At 60.9% G+C, this 17,199-nt stretch carries 17 protein-coding genes; 4 read left to right on the forward strand and 13 right to left on the reverse strand.

Annotation, left to right across the window (positions count from 1 at the left end):
- Window positions 1-64: 64 nt before the first annotated feature.
- The 4 genes from ACIQUB_RS04515 to ACIQUB_RS04530 all read right to left on the reverse strand — a co-directional run bounded on the left by ACIQUB_RS04515 (window position 65) and on the right by ACIQUB_RS04530 (window position 5,484).
- The gene (locus ACIQUB_RS04515) at window positions 65-2,410 is read right to left on the reverse strand and encodes an LPS-assembly protein LptD (RefSeq protein WP_113236572.1); all 2,346 of its coding nucleotides are present in this window, start codon (window positions 2,408-2,410) and stop codon (window positions 65-67) included.
- Window positions 2,410-3,498 (reverse strand): LPS export ABC transporter permease LptG, encoded by a 1,089-nt coding sequence (lptG, locus tag ACIQUB_RS04520; protein WP_113236571.1) that lies wholly within the window; start codon window positions 3,496-3,498, stop codon window positions 2,410-2,412. Before lptG ends, ACIQUB_RS04515 begins: the two co-directional genes overlap by 1 nt.
- Window positions 3,495-4,661, reverse strand: a complete 1,167-nt coding sequence (locus ACIQUB_RS04525) for an LptF/LptG family permease (RefSeq protein ID WP_113236570.1) — start codon at window positions 4,659-4,661, stop codon at window positions 3,495-3,497. The genes lptG and ACIQUB_RS04525 overlap by 4 nt, the downstream gene beginning before the upstream one ends.
- A gap of 97 nt (window positions 4,662-4,758) precedes the next feature.
- Complete coding sequence (locus ACIQUB_RS04530) at window positions 4,759-5,484, reverse strand: phosphatase PAP2 family protein (RefSeq protein WP_402928768.1); 726 nt, start codon at window positions 5,482-5,484, stop codon at window positions 4,759-4,761.
- Between the two features lie 222 nt (window positions 5,485-5,706).
- Here ACIQUB_RS04530 and ACIQUB_RS04535 point away from each other — a divergent pair, with 222 nt between their 5' ends.
- A complete protein-coding gene (locus ACIQUB_RS04535; protein WP_113236569.1) occupies window positions 5,707-7,206 on the forward strand; it encodes a leucyl aminopeptidase in 1,500 nt (499 codons plus the stop codon).
- Window positions 7,203-7,652 carry a DNA polymerase III subunit chi gene (locus tag ACIQUB_RS04540; RefSeq protein WP_047513301.1) on the forward strand — a complete coding sequence of 150 codons (450 nt, stop codon included), beginning with the start codon at window positions 7,203-7,205 and terminating at the stop codon, window positions 7,650-7,652. Before ACIQUB_RS04535 ends, ACIQUB_RS04540 begins: the two co-directional genes overlap by 4 nt.
- Window positions 7,653-7,688: 36 nt before the next feature.
- Here the strand turns inward: ACIQUB_RS04540 and ACIQUB_RS04545 are convergent, their stop codons facing one another.
- The 6 genes from ACIQUB_RS04545 to ACIQUB_RS04570 all read right to left on the reverse strand — a co-directional run bounded on the left by ACIQUB_RS04545 (window position 7,689) and on the right by ACIQUB_RS04570 (window position 13,953).
- Complete coding sequence (locus tag ACIQUB_RS04545) at window positions 7,689-8,234, reverse strand: GrpB family protein (protein WP_113236568.1); 546 nt, start codon at window positions 8,232-8,234, stop codon at window positions 7,689-7,691.
- Between the two features lie 60 nt (window positions 8,235-8,294).
- Window positions 8,295-9,221 (reverse strand): Gfo/Idh/MocA family protein, encoded by a 927-nt coding sequence (locus tag ACIQUB_RS04550; RefSeq protein ID WP_113236567.1) that lies wholly within the window; start codon window positions 9,219-9,221, stop codon window positions 8,295-8,297.
- Between the two features lie 119 nt (window positions 9,222-9,340).
- Window positions 9,341-10,180 (reverse strand): polysaccharide deacetylase family protein, encoded by an 840-nt coding sequence (locus ACIQUB_RS04555; RefSeq protein WP_113236566.1) that lies wholly within the window; start codon window positions 10,178-10,180, stop codon window positions 9,341-9,343.
- Window positions 10,181-10,309: 129 nt separating this feature from the next.
- On the reverse strand, window positions 10,310-12,193 hold the full coding sequence (abc-f, locus tag ACIQUB_RS04560) for a ribosomal protection-like ABC-F family protein (protein ID WP_113236565.1): 1,884 nt from the start codon (window positions 12,191-12,193) through the stop codon (window positions 10,310-10,312).
- Between the two features lie 53 nt (window positions 12,194-12,246).
- Window positions 12,247-13,296, reverse strand: coding sequence for a GGDEF domain-containing protein (locus ACIQUB_RS04565; RefSeq protein WP_402928770.1), 1,050 nt, complete (start codon window positions 13,294-13,296; stop codon window positions 12,247-12,249).
- 141 nt (window positions 13,297-13,437) lie between these two features.
- The gene (locus tag ACIQUB_RS04570) at window positions 13,438-13,953 is read right to left on the reverse strand and encodes a DinB family protein (RefSeq protein WP_113236564.1); all 516 of its coding nucleotides are present in this window, start codon (window positions 13,951-13,953) and stop codon (window positions 13,438-13,440) included.
- 203 nt (window positions 13,954-14,156) lie between these two features.
- Between ACIQUB_RS04570 and ndk the strand changes: the two genes are divergently transcribed.
- On the forward strand, window positions 14,157-14,579 hold the full coding sequence (ndk, locus tag ACIQUB_RS04575; protein ID WP_018898730.1) for a nucleoside-diphosphate kinase: 423 nt from the start codon (window positions 14,157-14,159) through the stop codon (window positions 14,577-14,579).
- A gap of 71 nt (window positions 14,580-14,650) precedes the next feature.
- Here the strand turns inward: ndk and ACIQUB_RS04580 are convergent, their stop codons facing one another.
- Together ACIQUB_RS04580 and ACIQUB_RS04585 are read right to left on the reverse strand one after the other, a co-directional pair.
- Window positions 14,651-15,154 (reverse strand): hypothetical protein, encoded by a 504-nt coding sequence (locus tag ACIQUB_RS04580; RefSeq protein WP_113236563.1) that lies wholly within the window; start codon window positions 15,152-15,154, stop codon window positions 14,651-14,653.
- Window positions 15,151-15,702 carry a CGNR zinc finger domain-containing protein gene (locus ACIQUB_RS04585; RefSeq protein WP_113236562.1) on the reverse strand — a complete coding sequence of 184 codons (552 nt, stop codon included), beginning with the start codon at window positions 15,700-15,702 and terminating at the stop codon, window positions 15,151-15,153. Before ACIQUB_RS04585 ends, ACIQUB_RS04580 begins: the two co-directional genes overlap by 4 nt.
- A 64-nt stretch (window positions 15,703-15,766) precedes the next feature.
- On the opposite strand from ACIQUB_RS04585, the gene ACIQUB_RS04590 reads away from it, so the two are divergent.
- Entirely contained in the window at window positions 15,767-16,663 is an 897-nt protein-coding gene (locus ACIQUB_RS04590; protein ID WP_113236561.1) for a branched-chain amino acid ABC transporter permease, read from the forward strand.
- Here the strand turns inward: ACIQUB_RS04590 and ACIQUB_RS04595 are convergent, their stop codons facing one another.
- Window positions 16,664-17,125, reverse strand: a complete 462-nt coding sequence (locus ACIQUB_RS04595; protein ID WP_113236560.1) for a molybdenum cofactor biosynthesis protein MoaE — start codon at window positions 17,123-17,125, stop codon at window positions 16,664-16,666. It lies immediately after the preceding gene.
- Window positions 17,126-17,199 lie beyond the last annotated feature (74 nt).

Genomic DNA, 17,199 nt, shown 5'->3' on the forward strand with positions numbered 1-17,199 from the left:
CAATGTCCTGCATAGCGTTACGGCGAAAGAAAGGCTCCTTTCTTTCGCCGTGCTACAAAATCGATCAGTTGTTGTAGATGTTACCGTATCCGAGCTCGCTGGCGTCACCGACATTGATGTCGCCGAGAGTGCGGAATGTCAGCCTCGCGCCGATCGTCCAATCGCTTGCCGACTGGTCGCTGGTATCGCGCTTGTCGGAGTAGGCGATCGTGAAGATCGTGCACTCGTCTTCGTAGGTGAGGCCGATGGTCTGACGCGTGAACGTGTTGTTGTTCAGATCGTAGGCGATACCGCCGAAGATCGACCAGTAATCCTTGAACTTGACCCGAGCGCGCGTCTGGAGTTCGTCGTTATCCGTGTCGTAGCCATATTCAGGCTGCGCGGAGACGTGCGTGTAGAGAAGCTGGCTCTGGAACGCGTCAGTCTCGAAGCCGGCCGTAAGATCACCGCGCCGAAGCTCGAAGCTCTTCTCGTCGAGGCGATACGAAGCGGCGAAGGCAAAGCCCTGCGGCGTCTCGATGCCACCAAGGCCGACATAGTCGGAGCGCGTGGTTTCGAGACCGGAATCGGCGCCGACATTGACGAGATCGTCAGTGGCGAACGAATTCTGGCCGCCCAACTGGAAGGACTGACCGAAGATGCCGTGCAGCTTGTAGCCGTTGTCGAACGTGCCGGTGTACTGGAAACCGATGTTGGCACGCGTGCCGCCTTCGATACGGTCGTAACCGGAGAACTTATCGCGTTCGAACAGATTGGTCGCGTCGAAGACGAGGCTCTGCGCGTCTTCGTTCGGAAGTCTGCCAGCCAGCGATTCGTTCGGGCGTGCATAGATCTGCATGATCGGCTCGAACACATGCGTGCTGTTGTCCGTCGTGGCCAGGATCGGATAACGCATTTCCAGGCCGGCCGTCACCATGCCGCGCGTCGCGGCATCGCTGGTGTCATAGTTGCCGTCGTAACCGACCGGGTCGTCCATGTTGAGCGAGAGCGCGTCGCCACGGGCGGAAAGCAGTGGCGTGATCAGAACACCGGCAGGCGTCACGAAGGTGCGCTTCCAGGTCAGTTCGCCGGTCAGACGAGACGTCTGGCCTTCAAGGCCACGGTAACGATCGAAGCCGGCGACGTCGTAGAAGTCGTCATGCCCACGCGAGATATTGGTAAAGTTCACGTCGGCCGAGACTTCACCGCCGGCGAGCGGCTGCGGCGCCACGTAGTGATAGTCCATCACCGGATAGACGATCGCCTGCTGCTTCTCGGCCGTGTTCGAAGGATCGGCATCCTGCACGTCGAAGTAGAAGGAGCGCAGATCGAAATAGTTCCGCTTACCGAGACCAGTCAGGTAGATCTGGTTGGTCTGCGTCGAATTATCGTAGCCTTTGAGCTTGTAGGTGCGCGAGAAGTTGTTGTCGCTCTGCACCATCACATCCCAGCCGAAACTCCAGCGCGGATTGATTTTGAAGGCACCGGTCGAGGCGATCATGCCGCGCGCATCGTTCTGCGCGTCGCTGGTCCCTTCAGTGAACGTGCTGGAATTCATCTGGCTGATACCAGCCACGCGCAAAGTGTGCGTGCCGTTCTCGAAGCGCTGACGGAATTCAGCATCGGCCAGGAAGCCCTGCGTCGTGTAGCCCGTACCCGTCACCGTCGCGTCCATGCTGGGCGAGATAACGTAGTAGTAGGGAACAGACAGGCCGAAGCCGAGATTCTGCGCGCTGACGAAGCTCGGGAACAGGAAGCCCGACTTACGCTTGACGGTATTGTCGGGAACGACGAGCCATGGAACATAGGCGATCGGGTGGCCGAGCAGCTCCATGCGGGCGTGCTCTAGGCGAATCGTGTGCTTCTCGCCGTTCTGGATGACGCGTTCGGCCTTCACCTGCCAGAATGGCGGTTTCTCGGGCTTCTCGGCGCAAGGCAGACAGGCCGTGTAGACGCCCTTGTTCAGAATCATCTCGGTGCCGCCGACCCGCTCGCCGGTTTCAGCGACGATACGCGTATTATCGGGTGTCTCGATTCGAAGCGAATTGATGAAACCGTTGGCGAAGTCATCGGTGACGTCGAGCTTGTCGGAGTACATGCGCGTGCCGTCGGGGCTGACGAGCTCGACATTGCCGAGCGCCATCATCCGGCCGGTCTTCTGATTGTACTCGACTCGCTGCGAGACCATCTTGTAGCCGGCGTAATTGATCTGCACGCCGCCCACGGCCGAAACGACCTCGGCGTCTTTATTATAGACGAGCTCATTGGCCGAAAGAAGCATCTTGGCTTCCTTCGAAACATTGGGCTTCATAGTTTGCAAAGCGTCTTGAGCGATGGCAACGGGAATGTTGCCGTTATAGCTGCACAGGGCTACGCCTGCGAACAGGGCAACCAACTGCTTACGAACACTTTTGCGGTTGCCTGCCGCCACTAGCCATCCTCCTGATGAAGCAGAATTGTTGCACCCAAAGCCAAGGCGACGATGACCGGAATCCACGTCGCCACGAAAGGCGGGACAACCCCACTGCTTCCGAATGCTTTCACAAGCACGGTGACCACATAAAGCACGAAGCCTGCCAGGATGCCACCCAGAATCACGGACCTCGATTGGTTGAACCGGCTAAATTTTAGGGACACTGTTGCAGCAATGAGAGTCATCGCGATGAGCAACAGTGGTTGAGACAACAAAGAGTGGAATTGAGTCTCGAGAGCCTTGGTCGGAATCCCGAAGGATTTCGCGATATCGATTCGATGCGAAAGATCGAAAAATGCAATGGTTTCAGGGGCGGTAAGCCTCTGTTCGACGAAGTCCCGTTTCAAATTGGTACGGACTTGTACCTCATCCTTACGCTGAGCGATTTCCCCCGGGCGACGCTCGATAACGTTCTTAAGAAGCCAGTAACCATCTTCCAATTTTGCGGACGCCGCGTCCTGTCTGAGGATGATGTGATTGCTCGAATCGAAGTGCACAAGCACCGCGTCGACGAGCAGCGTTCCGCCCTCCAGAACGCTCCGCGCGCCGATGATTGCGTCGTCCTGGTTGCTGATCTGGCGGATCCACGGAACCTGAGGTCCACCCTTCGAGGCGCCATTGTCGCCGCGCCAGTTGCTCTCGACCGTCGCGGCCTGCCGCTGCCCCCAGGCAGCCAGAGGGTTGAGGATCGTCATAACCCCGATACCGAGCAGAAACGCGCCGGCGATGAAGGGCGACATGAACTGCCAGACCGAAATACCGGCGGCGCGCGTCACGACCAGTTCGTATTTGCGATTGAGGCCGATCAGCACGGTCATGCCGACGAACAGCGCGATGAAGGGAACCGTCTGCTGCAGGATGAGCGGCAAGCGCACGGCCGTCATCAGCAATCCGCCGGTCACCGTATAGCCCGGCAAGCCGGACATGCGGCTCGCGGTTTCGCTGAAGTCGACGAGATAGACGATGCCGATGACACCGAGGAAGAACCACATCGCCGTCGTTGCATAACGGCGGAAGAAATAGCGGCCGAGCGTACCGAAAATCATGCGTCACCTCCGGCCGAGCGGGGGAAGCGCTGCTGCAGCTTGCGCCAGCCGACGGCAATCCAGTTGCCGATGAAGCCAAGCAGCGAGATTCGTTTGTGCGAAACCAGCGAAACAATCGCCAACGCGCTGATTCCGAGCGGCAGCGCATAGAGGATGCCGATGAAGATTGGTTTCGATTCGATCTGGTTGGCAGCGTAGAACGTCGCCCATCGAACCGCGAAGGCGAGCACCAGCGCCGACACCATTGGGTGCAGCCGCGCCTCGCGATGCGAGCGTGCATCACCGGCAATCGCAAGCGAAACTAATGAGAGGACAAGCGGCAGCAGCCAATCGGTCAGGCGCCTGTGAAGCTCTGCAGTGTAGCTGCCGGGTTTGGCAATGTAGTCCTTGTCCGTCGGATCGGGGTTGAGTAGGAACGGCAGTTCGCGGTCGGACGCGCGCAGCGTCGACTGGCCGCGGTTCTGCGTAAGATCGGAGAGATCGAACGAATAGGAATCGAAGCGGATGATGGAGACGTCGCCGGTCGTGGTTTTCCGGTGCACCTCGCCATCATGCATGATCAGCGACGTGCCCTTTTCGTCCACAGCGCCTTCGCGAGCATAGTAGATCAGCTGAAAGGCCGGGTCGCGCTCGTCGACGACGAACAGGCCCTTGAGCACGCGTCCGGCCAAGCGCTCGGAGATTTGCACATAGAGGCCGGTATCGATCTGGCGGAAGTTTTTCTCTTCAATCACGGTTGAGAGCAGATCGGCGTAAGCCGCTGCAATCATTTGCCTTGCGCCGGTCTTCGCCTTCGGCTCGACGACGTTGTCGACAAGAAAGGAGAAGGCGCTGATGACGGCCGCGAGAATGATGATCGGGCGCCAGATGATGCTGCGGCGCGCGCCGGCGGCATCGATAACGGCAAGCTCCGAATCGTTGTTCATCGTTGTCAGCGTCTGGGTTACGCCGATGACGAGCGCGAAGGGCAGAACGACGGGGATGATCGAGGGCAGGATAAGCGTTGCGAGCTTGGCGAAGGAGCCGACCGACTGGCCGCTATCCGTCACGAGATTGATGCGCTGCAGCACCTGCGTCGTCCAGATGATCGCGAGCACGGGCAATAGGGCGACGAGAAACATCTGGCCCACGCGCCGCAATATGTATGTTTCAAGCAGTTTCATGCACGCCCTTGAACGCTCTTCGCGAATTCTTGCCGCCACGCAGCGAAAACCATCTACGCTTTTTGGTTTGCTTTTGCGACAAGCTACCGTCGAAAATTCATTCAATTTTCAGTTTTTTTTCCCGCTGTGGCGAATCGGTCAGCGCCAGGATGCCGGCAAAAACAACGAAGGATGACAGCCATCCAAGAATGACGTCGGACAGATAGTGTGCTCCGAAGGCCAGGCGCAATGCTGGCGCCAGTAACGAAATCGTGGCCAGCGGCAGCAAGAGTGCGCGTCGCGACGCGCGCGGCATGATGAAGAGAAGACAGAGCAGCCAGCCGGCACCGGCTGCTTCGCCTGAAACGAACGAACAGTTAGACAGACACTTGCCCGCCGTCGATCCGGCCGGAACGAAGTCGAGCGCGCCGCCGAAATCGGTTGTGGAAAAGGGGCGAGGGCGCCCCCAATGGTCCTTCAGGATGAAGTTGACGAGAACGATCGGGCCGAGGATCAGCGAACCGAGGGCGATCTTCAGCCTGCGTGCGCGCTCGGCGTCGAAGGTGGCGCCGAACTGGCTGTAGCAATCGATGAACTTCCAAAGCAGTATAAAGGCGGCGATGTAGGGAAGGCGCAGGAAAAGCGTGCGAAGCATCTGCAGTGTGAATTCCTGGCGATAAGCAAAGTGTCCGCAAACCTCGCGAAGCGACTTGCCTGCGGTGCAGGCCTCTTTGGTGAAGAAATGCGCGGACACCTCCTGATCGATCTGTGGAAACAGATAGAAAATGGCGAGCAACACTAACCAGGTGATGAGAAGAAGCTTGAAGATATCGGCGGCGCTCAAGCCCGCCTCGCGTATGGCAATCGGCCTGAAAGCCTTCAGTATGGAGTTCAAGACCGATCCTCACGCTGGCAATTTGCCCGGACCAATAGTCGTCGCGCATGACATTTTGTTGACGCAACTCCCGCGCTCGTTGCCGCGATGGGCGCGACAAAGACTTGTCTTCAGTGGTGAAAACCTGAATGATCGGGCAAGAGGATTTAAAACGATCCCACTGGAGAAGACATGTCAGCCAAATTCGATATCTCGTTTGAAAAATCTGCCGAAATTGCCGGTGGATACGCCATTCTGTTGCAGGCCAAGGGGCAGGATCTCGCCGCCGGTGCAAGTGTCGCCGACCCATCGGGCGTGGTGGCCAAGGCCGCCAAGATCGCCGGCTTCTCGGCCAAGCTCGCCGGCGCGCTCGATATCGTGGCACCCGAGGGATCGAAGGCCGAGCGCATCTTCGTCATCGGTCTCGGCAAGTCGGATGCCCTGGTTTCGTTCGATTGGCTGAAGGCGGGCGGTGCTGCCGCCTCGAAGATCAAGAACACGACGGATGTGACGATCTTTGTGGACGCGCCTGGCGTGGAGGTCACCGCAACCCAGGCCGCCGATTTCGCGCTCGGCATGATGTTGCGCGCCTATGGCTTCGATACCTACAAGACGAAGAAGTCGGACGACGACAGCAACGGCAAGGACGGCAGCGCGTCGGTCAAGGTGCGCATAGTCACGGCAAACGCCGCTGATGCTGCGAAGGCCTTCGAGGTCTCGCAGGCGGTTGCCGATGGCGTCAATCTGGCGCGCGATCTCGTCAACGAGCCGGCCAACGTGCTGGGCCCGGTCGAATTCGCCGCCAAGGCCAAGGAACTCGAAAAGCTTGGCGTCGAGGTCGAGATTCTGACGGAAAAGGAAATGAGCAAGCTCGGCATGGGCGCGCTTCTCGGCGTCGCTCAGGGGTCCGTACGCCCGCCGCGCCTGGCTGTCATGCAGTGGAAGGGCGGCAAGAACGGCGATGCGCCGCTCGCCTTCATCGGCAAGGGCGTCGTCTTCGATACGGGTGGTATCTCCATCAAGCCGGCCGGCGGCATGGAAGACATGAAGGGCGACATGGGCGGTGCCGCTGCCGTCACCGGCCTCATGCATGTGCTGGCCGCCCGCAAGGCCAAGGCGAACGTCGTCGGCATCATCGGCCTGGTCGAGAACATGCCCGATGGCAACGCGCAGCGTCCCGGCGATATCGTCACCTCCATGTCCGGCCAGACGATCGAGGTCATCAACACCGATGCCGAAGGCCGCCTCGTTCTCTGTGACGCCGTCTGGTATTGCAACGACCGCTTCAAGCCCAAGTTCATGATCGATCTCGCGACGCTCACCGGCGCGATTCTCGTGGCCCTGGGCAACATCCAGGCCGGCCTGTTTTCCAACGACGACAAGCTGTCGGAGCAGTTGATCGCGGCCGGAACCGAGACCCACGAGCGCCTTTGGCGCATGCCGCTGGGCAAGGAATACGACAAGATGATCGATAGCAAGTTCGCCGACATGAAGAACACCGGCGGTCGCCACGCCGGTTCGATCACGGCTGCCCACTTCATCGGCCGCTTCGTTGGCGACACGCCCTGGGCACATCTCGATATCGCCGGCACGGCCATGGGTTCGCCGCTCGACGAGATCAACCAGTCCTGGGGTTCCGGCTACGGCGTGCGGCTGCTCGATCAGCTGGTACGCGCCAACTACGAATCATGACCGAGGTCCTGTTCTACCATCTGACCGAATCCAAGCTGGAAGACGCGCTTCCGCCGTTGCTCGACAAAAGCGTCGAGCGCGGCTGGCGCGTCGCGGTTCAGATGAAGGAAGCGACTCACAGAGATGCGCTCGATGCGCATCTCTGGACCTTTCGCGAAGACAGCTTCCTGCCGCACGGCACGGATGAGGGCGAACTCGCCGGCAATCAGCCGGTTCTCCTGACTGTCGCCGACGACAACATCAACGGCGCGACAGTCCGCTTCATCGTCGCCGGCGCCGAGCCGCCGCCGCTCGATCCCTATGAGCGGGTCGTCTTCATGTTCGATGGCTATGACCAGGAGCAGCTTGAAGGCGCACGCGCGCAGTGGAAGAAGCTGAAAGGTGAGGGACACAGCCTCACATATTGGCAGCAGACGCCCGAGGGCCGCTGGGAAAAGAAGGCCTAGCCCCGACAGATCTAGCCGGGGCAGACGCTGGCGGGATCAGGCGATCCCTGCATCCTTGACCACCTGCTCGACGAAATCGTGCTTCGCGCGGGTATACTCCGCCCGGCTTGACGCATGCGTGCCGGCGAGGTCGATTTTCAGCTGCTCATAGGCGCGGGCGAGGTCGGGATTGGCGCGCAGCGCATCGCGAAACGCCAGCATGCGGTTCCAGTTCTCGCCGCGATATTCCACGACATGCACCAGATGCGTCCGCGTCTCGCCCTTGATGCCGCGTCCGAAGATGTGATCGTCGGGCACGAGATCGGTGCCGGCGTAGTCGTAGCCGATGCTTTCCATCGCGCCGACGCAGGCTGGGCCGTCGGCGAAGTAGCGAATGCCGACCATGATATCGATGATCGGCTTGGCTTTGATTGATGGGATTGAGGTGCTGCCGACATGCTGGATGTCGATGACGGTGTCGCCGAGCGCCTGGCGGATCGCCTCCGCCTCTTCTTCATAGGCCTCATGCCATAAGGCATTTGCGTCGGAGAGCGATACCGTCAGGTTTTTCAAGCCTAGACCGAAAGCTTCATCGTCGCGCATGCCGAACCTCTGAGATACCCAAGTTGACCTTACTGTATCACGAGGTTCGGCAATTTCGAATCAATCGTGGAAGGCTTCGACGAACTTGCGGCGGCCGAGCATGAAGGCGTCGGCGACGTGGCGCAGCGGCGCGAGGTCGACGTCGGACTTGCCAGCCTTGACGATTTCCGCGAAGCGGCGATAGAGCGAAGGATATTCCTCTTCCGGAGCCTCGAACTTGAGCTCGCCGTTGATCGACAGCTTCGAGCCGCCTTCCGCCAGAACCATCTTGCCTGCTGCCGTCTCGGCGAAGATATCCCAGCTCTGCTTGCCTGTCTGGCGCCAGTCGAATTCGACATGCGCGGGGACGTTGTCGGCGTTCTTGAAGTGCAGATCGGCTGCGATCGGCGCGTCGCGGTTCTCGGGGAATTCCAGCGTCGCGCTCGTCAGGAAGATCGCCTTCGGCAGGATGTGCGTGACGATCGACAGAGCGTTGATGCCGGGATCGAATACGCCAAGGCCGCCGGCCTGCCAGATCCAGTCCTGATTCGGATGCCACTGGCGCACATCTTCCTTCCAGACGACGTGAACGCTTTCGATGGTCGTGGACGCGAGGAAGGACTTGGTAGCCTCTACCGCCGCCGCATAGCGCGAATGCCAGCTGGCAAACAGCGATACGCCCTTGGAAGCTGCGAGCGCCTCCAGATCGGCCACTTCGCTCAGCGTCGCGCCGGGAGGCTTTTCAAGGAACACGTGCTTGCCGGCAGAGAGAGCCTTGTGCGCGGCCTCGTAGCGATACTGCGGCGGCATGCACAGCGACACCGCGTCGATCTCGGGCACGGCGTCGAGCATCGCGTCGATCGTCGTAAAGCTCTGGATACCATCGACTGTGCCGTGACGGCTCGCCGTGGCGATCAGGTTGAAATCCGGGTTCTTGGCGATGGAGGGAAGGTGCTGGTCGCGGACGATCTTGCCGACGCCGACGATGGCGAGGTTGATGGGTGACATGCTGTTGGCTCGCTTCGGTGTTTCGCTCAAAAGTATGATTATTGGGCGCCTGTTTTAACAGAAAGACGCCGGCGGGCAAGCGCCGGCGTCTGCTGCGAACCTCGAATTCCGCAGTCGGATTAAAGCGACGCCATAACGGTCGGGGCAACCGGCTTCTTGAACTTCAGCGTCACCACCTTGTAGCCTTCGGCCTCCAGCTTGGAGAGCAGGGTGGGAAGCATGGTTGCCGTGCGATTGTGGATGTCGTGCATCAGGATGATGCCGCGTCCGCGCTTGTGGAGAAGGTCGAGCGTCCGCTTGGTGACGGCAGCGGGCGTCGTGTTGAAATAGTCCTTGCTGTCGACATCCACGTCCATGACGACCATATCCCGCATGGCGATCGCGGCGCGTAGCTTGTGGCTGTCGGCGAGATAGGGGAAGCGGAAGAAGTTGACGTCGACGCCCGTGGCCTTGGTCACGGCCGCTTCGCCGCGCATGACTTCCGCCATAGCCATGTCGAAGGTGAGGGCCGCCAGATTGTCGTGCTTGTAGGTGTGGCTGCCGATCGCATTACCGTCCATCGCGACCTTGCGGGCGAGTTCGGGATGCAGCGCCGCCATTTCGCCGACCATCATGAAGGCGCCCTTGACGCCGAACTCGTCGAGCGTCGCCAGCACGCGGTCGGTGCGGCCCGGGATCGGACCGTCGTCGAAGCTGAGAATGACTTCCTTGTCCTGCAGCCGGATATCGTGGATCGATGAGACGGTCATGACGCGGCCGGCGAGGTGGTGCTGCTTGCCGAAACCACGTGCGCGCGGCTGATCGGTCGAATCGCCGCCGCTGGTGTCCTGCTTGCCTTCAGGCGCCACGATCGACGAGGTCTTGATCGTCTTGTCGGGCGCGGGCTGCTTTGTTGTCTGGCAACCGGCGAGGGCGGCGGCGCACAGAAGAAGACCGGAGTAAAAAGCGAAGCGATGCATGAAGAGTGTCTCAACAAATCAGTAATGAATGTTGAGACAACCTTGATGATTATGGTTAACGATCGGTTTCTTTCGACCGTTCGCGCGCTAACAAATGTTAATTTCGAAGCGCTAGAGCAATGACTGTGGCTATCCCGCCATAGCCTCTTCGTATTCGGACGAAAGCTCCAGCCATTGCTCTTCGGCCGCAGCCAGCTTGGCGGCCGCTTCGCCGCGCTGCTTGGCCTTCTCGGCGGCCTTGGCTGGCGCCTTCTCGTAGAGCACGGGATCCGCAAGTTCCGCATCAAGGCCCTGAATCAGTTTCTCCAGCTTCCCCGTCAAGGATTCGATTTCGTTGATCTTTTTCTTGAGAGGGGCGAGCGAGGCGCGCCGGTCGGCGTTCAGCTTGCGCTGGTCCGCCTTGGTCGCCGTCTCCTCAGTCACTTGCGGCTTTTCGTCTTTTTTTTTGCCGGAGGCGACGATCAGGTCGCGATACTCGTCCATGTCGCCTTCGAAGGTGGTGACCGTGCCATTGTTGACCAGCCACAGCCGGTCGACGGTCGCCTCGATCAGATAGCGATCGTGCGAAATCAGGATCACCGCGCCGTCATAGTCGTTCAGCGCCTCAATCAGCGCCCGGCGGCTGTCGATGTCGAGATGGTTGGTCGGTTCGTCGAGAATGAGCAGGTTCGGCGCATGGAAGGCGGCAAGACCCATCAGCAGACGCGCCTTTTCTCCACCGGACAGATCCTTGGCGGCCGTCGACATCTTTTCCGTCGCAAGACCCATCTGCGCGACGCGGGCCCGCACCTTGGCCTCCGGCGCTTCCGGCATCAGCCGGCGCACATGCTCGACCGGCGATTGGTCGGGGATGAGGTCGTCAAGCTGGTGCTGGGCGAAGAAGCCGATCTTCAGGCTCGGCGCCAGCTTCACTTCGCCACTTTCGGCCGCAAGTCTTCCGGAGATGAACTTCGCGAAGGTGGACTTGCCGTTGCCGTTCGAGCCGAGAAGCGCGATGCGGTCGTCATTGTCGATGCGAAGGTTGAGCCCCTTGAGGATTGGCTTGCCCGGCTCGTAGCCGACAGCGCCGCCCGAGATGGCGACGATCGGGGAGGCGGGCTGCTTCTCCGGTTCGGGGAAGGTGATCGGCTGCACGTGATCCTCGATGACCGAGGCCACCGTGCCCATGCGCTCCAGCGCTTTGACGCGGCTCTGCGCCTGCCGGGCCTTGGAGGCCTTCGCCTTGAAGCGATCGATGAAGCTCTGCAGATGCTTGCGCGCCGCGTCGTTCTTCGCCTTCGCCTTGGTCTGCAACTCGTCGGCTTCGGCCTTCTGTCGCTCGAACTGATCGTAGCCGCCGCGATAGAAGGTCAGCTTCTTCTGGTCGAGATGCACGATCGAGTTGACGGCATTGTTCAGGAGGTCGCGATCGTGGCTGATGATCAGCACCGTGTGCGGATAGCGGCGAACGTAATCCTCAAGCCAGAGCGTGCCTTCGAGGTCGAGATAGTTGGTTGGCTCGTCGAGCAGCAGCAGATCAGGCTCGGTAAAGAGCACCGAAGCCAGCGCCACGCGCATGCGCCAACCGCCGGAGAAGGACGATGCCGGCCGCGCCTGCGCTTCCTGGCTGAAGCCGAGGCCGGACAGGATGCTGGCGGCGCGCGCCTCGGCCGAATGCGCGTCGATATCGACAAGGCGCATCTGGATCTCGGCGATGCGGTGCGGATCGCTGGCCGTCTCCGCCTCCGCCATTAACGCGGCACGTTCCTTGTCGGCGGAGAGCACGATTTCGATCAGCGAGTCTTCCGTGCCCGGCGCCTCCTGGGCGACCTGGCCGATACGGGCATTCTTGGGGATGGTGATCGAGCCCGTCTCAGCCCCGAGATCGCCGGTGATGATGCGAAAGAGGGTGGACTTGCCGGCGCCGTTGCGGCCAACGAGACCAGCCTTCGTGCCCGCGGGCAGCGAGACGCTGGCATGGTCGAGGAGCAGGCGGCCGGCAATGCGGGCGGAGATATCGCTAATCGTGATCATGCCCGGCGTTTTGGCCGAAAGCCGCGATCAGCGCAAGAGCTTGAAGTGGCCTCTCAGCGCCCGAAGGCCTGCACAGGAAGGCGTCTGTTCGATTGCGCGGCATGCAGCGCGATGCGGGCATTGGCCTGCAGCTGCGAGGCCGTCGCGGCGTCCGCGCTCAGGGCAACGCCGAGCGACACCGTCAACTTGGCGTTCTGTCCGGCGTCCGAGGTCGCGAAGACCACGTTTTCTTCCACGGAATTGCGCAGACGCTCGGCGATAGCCATCGCCTCCTGCATGCCGACATTGGCGAACAGGAAGGTAAACTCGTCGCCATCCGTGCGGGCCACGAAGTCGTGCTTCTTGATCGACTTGCGGAACAGGTCGGCGAGCTTCTTCAGAAGACGGCTGCCGGTCTGCGTGCCGTAGCGGCTGTTCAGCGCCTTGAAGTCGTCGATATCCATCATGATCAGCGCGCTGCCGGCCGAGCCTTCCTCGCGCTCGTAGAGGTCGAGCACGGTCTTGTTGAGCGCGGTGCGGTTGGGAAGGCCGGTGAGGCGGTCGGTCGATGATGCGGTTTGAGCAGCGGCGACGCCGCGCTCGAGCGCTTCCATGCGATCGACATCGTGGCGCAGCTTGGTCTCGAGATCGGTCTCGGCAGTCAGGAGACCGGCGAGCGAGGTCGACAGGAACTCCATCTCGCTCATGAAGGAAGAGAGGCTCTGGTCCGGGCTGCCGGTGATCGATTTCAGCGCAGTTTCCGCCGCGCGCATAAAACTCTGCTTCTGCCTAACGCCTGAGGTCAGGCGCTCTACGGCATCGCGCATCATCTTGCTCATCTCGGCCTGCGAGGTCTCTCCGACCAGTCCGCAATGGCTGACAAGGCGATATTTGAGGCCGAGTTCATCGAGCGATGGCTGGCGCGGTGCAGCGCCGAGCGAGGCGATGTCCTGGGCAAGGGCGGCGTTCTGGCCGACGATAGCCTCATGAAACAGCTCGTAATTGCGCGGCAGGCCGGAAACGCCAAGCCGCGTCATATGCTGGCTGATGCGTTGAATATCCGTGACCGGTGCCGGACGGGATGTCTCGCGTTGCGCCTGCGGGCTCGATGCTGCACTTGCCATGTTGCACTCCTCGCTCGTCGGCCCTGTCCGGCCTTGTTCTTTCCCCTATGCACCGGACTATTTAAAATGGGCTGAATTTGCACCTTTGCCGAGTAAAACCATTTCCGGGATTTCGCCAACGCGGTTAATGCCGTGTTGAGATCATGCGCTCAACCAGCGTTTGCCGTCGCTGTGCAGGAAGTAGCTGAGATCGAGCGACAGGCTGGGCTTGCCGAGCGAGGTCAGCGTCATGTGGCACTGGCCGCGATGATGCGTCTGGTGGTTGAACAGATGCGACAGCGCCGGCCACAGCGGCTGGGTGATCGCGCCCGGGCGAGTAACCGGCGTGTAGGTGAACGTACCCGCGAGCGCCTCGGCATCAAGCGTATCGACCCAATCGGCGATCCTTTTATCCTCCCGCTCACGCGCGGCACGCAGGCCAGCGAGGTCGTCATAGAGGATACTGTCGAGTGTCGTCGGCGCGTCGCCCGATCCGGTGAAGCGCTTCATCCAGATCCGATCGGCCGACAGGATGTGGTTCAGCGTTGCGTTGAGCGAGCCAAAGAAGGCGCCGCGGTTTTCCCGGTATTCGGCATCCGTCAGCTCCGAGGCCGCCGCATAGACCAGTTCGTTGGCCCAGCGATTGTAATCCGCAAACATCGCGTATTGTTTCTGCATTCTGCCCTCCATCTCTTGATCCGTTCTATCCTATGGGGCTTTGCCAGCAATGGTGCTGATGGCTTCATGAAATTCCGTCATCGCCTCGCACCAAACTGTCCCGCTCTGTGACGGACGCGTGAAATTCGCGCAGCCCCCTTGTTTTCAGCCTATCGGACGGGTAAACACCGCCCACTTTTCCCCGATGAATGAGGATTATTACAATGGCGATTGAACGCACCTTCTCGATGATCAAGCCGGACGCAACGAAGCGCAACCTGACCGGCGCCATCACCAAGGTATTCGAAGACAACGGCCTGCGCATCATCGCCTCTAAGCGCGTATGGATGTCCAAGCGCGAAGCTGAAGGCTTCTACGCCGTTCACAAGGAACGCCCCTTCTTCGGCGAGCTGGTTGAAGGCATGACCTCCGGTCCGACCATCGTTCAGGTCCTGGAAGGCGAGAACGCCATCCTGAAGAACCGCGAAATCATGGGCGCCACCAACCCTGCCAACGCTGACGAAGGCACGATCCGCAAGCAGTTCGCGCTGTCGATCGGCGAAAACTCGGTTCACGGTTCGGACGCTCCTGAGACCGCTGTTCAGGAAATCGCCTACTGGTTCGCAGAAACCGAAATCGTCGGCTGAATCAAGAGCTCAGCCCCAGGGCTGAACCTTTTGAAATGACTCCGAAAGCCCGGCCACCGCGCCGGGCTTTTTCACGTCTTGGGGCAGGTGTCGGCGCTATCGTAATCGACGGTCCCATCCGCTTTGAAGACTTCAGGGTTCCTGGTGTAGAGCGGCCCCACCACGAGCGGCTTGCCGGGCATGATCGACTGATCGACATCCGATGTGACCGTCGTCTTCAGGCTCTGCAGTTCTTTTCCGCCGGCATCGACCAACCGGATGCTGACGGTGTAGGGCTGGTCCTTCTTCACGCAATGGATAGGCGGGCTTTGCAGGCTGATCTTCTCCCACGCCGGGAAGATCTTCTCGTTGATCACGAGCGGCGCACCGCCTGCGGGGTTCTCGAACTCGGCGATCGCCACAGCCCCCTCAGGCAGCGGCGCCTTCTTGTTGAGCGTCACCAGATAGGTCGCAATCGCGACGCGGTAGTTGAACACGAAGATATGCCCGCTGACCTGCACCAGCGTATCGCTCTCGCGCTGGCAGCCGGCAAGCACCAGCATCGCCGACATCACGGCCGCTCCGAACACTCTCATGACCCGTTCTCCTCTTTCCGGCGCCGATAGTGCTTGATCGCCTTGGCGCGATTGCCGCAGACCGCCATGTCGCACCATGTCCGGCTCCTGTTCTTGCTGCGATCGAGAAAGAGCCAGCCGCAATTGCCGCAGATCTTCATCCGCTCCGGCTCAGGCGAGGCGATCAGCTTCAGCACCGAATGTGCCGTGGCGCGATCGATGCCGGCGGCACCCGAGCTACCACGCAGCACGACCGCTGCCGCATCCAACAGCTCCGCCAACAATTGGTCACTTCCGCCGAACAGCACGCGGTCACGGAAATAGCAATCGGTCGCCTCGCGCAAGGCGATGAACGCAGGCCTGCCATCCGGTGGAACCGGCGCAACGTCCCCGAAGATCGCCCGTTCGGCGCAGAAATTGGCAGCCGCCTGCGGGAAGGCATGCAGTTGCGCATCGATGGCAAAGCGATCGATGCGGCGCGCCTCGTCGTGCCGCAGCACGACGCTGTTGGCGACGTCGAATGCGAGTGCGCCGCCAGAGAAGCGGTGAGGGGTCCACGAGAAAGTCATCGGGAAAATATAACTGGTAAAAGCAATTTTGCCAGTTATGATTTCGGCGAAATAGGATGTGTCGATGGCCTATCTCTTGCAGCAACTGGCGAATGCGGTGCCGCTGGCGGCTCTCTATGCTGCGCTTGCCTTCGGCTATGCGGTCGCTTTCGGCGTCACCAAGCGCCCCGACATCACCTATGGCGCGCTCTTCGCCTTCTCCGGCCAGATCCTGCTGCTCTTCACCGATTTCGGCTACAACAAGCTATGGCTGGTCTTGCCCGCGGCACTCGCGCTCGGCGCGGCGGCCTCGCTGGTTTATGCGATGGGGGCAGGTGTGTGGATCGGCCGCTCGGTCATGCTGCCGCTGGTGCGCCAGTCCTCGAACACGGTGATCGTCGCCGCGCTCGGCGTCACCATCGTCCTGATGGAGACGGCGCGCCTGGCATCCGACACCCGCAGCCTGTGGCTATCGCCGTTTCTCAATGGCCATGTCGTCTTCTGGCAGAGCGACGGCTTCGAGGTGGTGTTGACCGAGATGCAGCTGATCAACACGGCGCTGATGTGCAGCTTCGTGGCGATCGGCGCCGTGATCCTGAAGCGAACATCCTGGGGCCGCGCCTGGCGCGCGGTCACGGATGATCCGAAAGCCGCTGAACTCTGCGGCGTCAGCGCCGTAAGCGTCTTCCTCACGGCCTACGCCGCCGCCGTCCTGATGGCGACGCTATGCGGCATCCTCTCCACCGCCTACTACGGCACGATGGATTTTGGCGCCGGGCTGATGTTCGGGCTGAAGGTCCTGATGGTGGCCGCTGTCGGCGGCTATTCGGATCCGCTGAAATCGGCGGGCGGCGCAGCCGGTCTAGGTCTGGTCGAGACGCTGTGGACCGCCTACGGTCCGTTCCTCTGGCGCGACTTCGTGGTCTTTTCGCTGCTTGTGCTTTTGCTGGTGCTCAGCCGGCGTGAACGGGTAATCCCGTGATCACTTCCATTTGTCGCGCGCGGCATCGTCGTGGCCCTTGGCCTCGACCCATTCCCGCGCAACGCCGTCCTTGCCGTGCTCCTTCTTCCAGAAGGGCGCCGACGTCTTCAGGAAATCCATCACGAAGTTCGCGCCATCGAAGGCGGCCTGGCGGTGCGGCGCGGCCGCGATGACGAGCACGATGTTCTCGCCCGCAGCGATCTTTCCGTAGCGATGAATGGTGGTCAGGCCGTTGAGCTTGAAGCGCTCGATCGCCATCTCGGCGATCCGCGCCATCTCCGCCTCGGCCATGCCAGGATAGTGCTCGAGTTCAAGCGCATCAAGCGTCCCGCCTTCGTCGCGGCACAAGCCGGAAAAGGTGACCACGGCGCCGATACCCGGCTTTCCCTTGCTCAACAGATCGACTTCGGCCTGCAGGTCGAAATCCTCGCGCTGGACGCGGATGGTGGGAGTAGGGGTCATAAGAAGGTGCCTTGCTTCGCGGACAGGGTGTGCCGCGTAGGCCCCCCTCTGCCCTGCCGGGCATCTCCCCCACA

The organism is Rhizobium sp. NPDC090275 (assembly GCF_044772225.1).
Taxonomy (GTDB): domain Bacteria; phylum Pseudomonadota; class Alphaproteobacteria; order Rhizobiales; family Rhizobiaceae; genus Rhizobium.

Excerpts from the sequence above, each read along its gene's own strand:
- ACIQUB_RS04565 (WP_402928770.1), bottom strand. The coding sequence starts at position 13,296 with ATGGCAAGTGCAGCATCGAGCCCGCAGGCGCAACGCGAGACATCCCGT.
- ACIQUB_RS04545 (WP_113236568.1), bottom strand. The coding sequence starts at position 8,234 with ATGCGCGACGATGAAGCTTTCGGTCTAGGCTTGAAAAACCTGACGGTA.
- ACIQUB_RS04585 (WP_113236562.1), bottom strand. The coding sequence starts at position 15,702 with ATGACTTTCTCGTGGACCCCTCACCGCTTCTCTGGCGGCGCACTCGCA.
- ACIQUB_RS04555 (WP_113236566.1), bottom strand. The coding sequence starts at position 10,180 with ATGCATCGCTTCGCTTTTTACTCCGGTCTTCTTCTGTGCGCCGCCGCC.
- lptG (WP_113236571.1), bottom strand. The coding sequence starts at position 3,498 with ATGATTTTCGGTACGCTCGGCCGCTATTTCTTCCGCCGTTATGCAACG.
- abc-f (WP_113236565.1), bottom strand. The coding sequence starts at position 12,193 with ATGATCACGATTAGCGATATCTCCGCCCGCATTGCCGGCCGCCTGCTC.
- ndk (WP_018898730.1), top strand. The coding sequence starts at position 14,157 with ATGGCGATTGAACGCACCTTCTCGATGATCAAGCCGGACGCAACGAAG.
- ACIQUB_RS04570 (WP_113236564.1), bottom strand. The coding sequence starts at position 13,953 with ATGCAGAAACAATACGCGATGTTTGCGGATTACAATCGCTGGGCCAAC.
- ACIQUB_RS04535 (WP_113236569.1), top strand. The coding sequence starts at position 5,707 with ATGTCAGCCAAATTCGATATCTCGTTTGAAAAATCTGCCGAAATTGCC.
- ACIQUB_RS04580 (WP_113236563.1), bottom strand. The coding sequence starts at position 15,154 with ATGAGAGTGTTCGGAGCGGCCGTGATGTCGGCGATGCTGGTGCTTGCC.
- ACIQUB_RS04595 (WP_113236560.1), bottom strand. The coding sequence starts at position 17,125 with ATGACCCCTACTCCCACCATCCGCGTCCAGCGCGAGGATTTCGACCTG.
- ACIQUB_RS04590 (WP_113236561.1), top strand. The coding sequence starts at position 15,767 with ATGGCCTATCTCTTGCAGCAACTGGCGAATGCGGTGCCGCTGGCGGCT.
- ACIQUB_RS04540 (WP_047513301.1), top strand. The coding sequence starts at position 7,203 with ATGACCGAGGTCCTGTTCTACCATCTGACCGAATCCAAGCTGGAAGAC.
- ACIQUB_RS04525 (WP_113236570.1), bottom strand. The coding sequence starts at position 4,661 with ATGAAACTGCTTGAAACATACATATTGCGGCGCGTGGGCCAGATGTTT.
- ACIQUB_RS04550 (WP_113236567.1), bottom strand. The coding sequence starts at position 9,221 with ATGTCACCCATCAACCTCGCCATCGTCGGCGTCGGCAAGATCGTCCGC.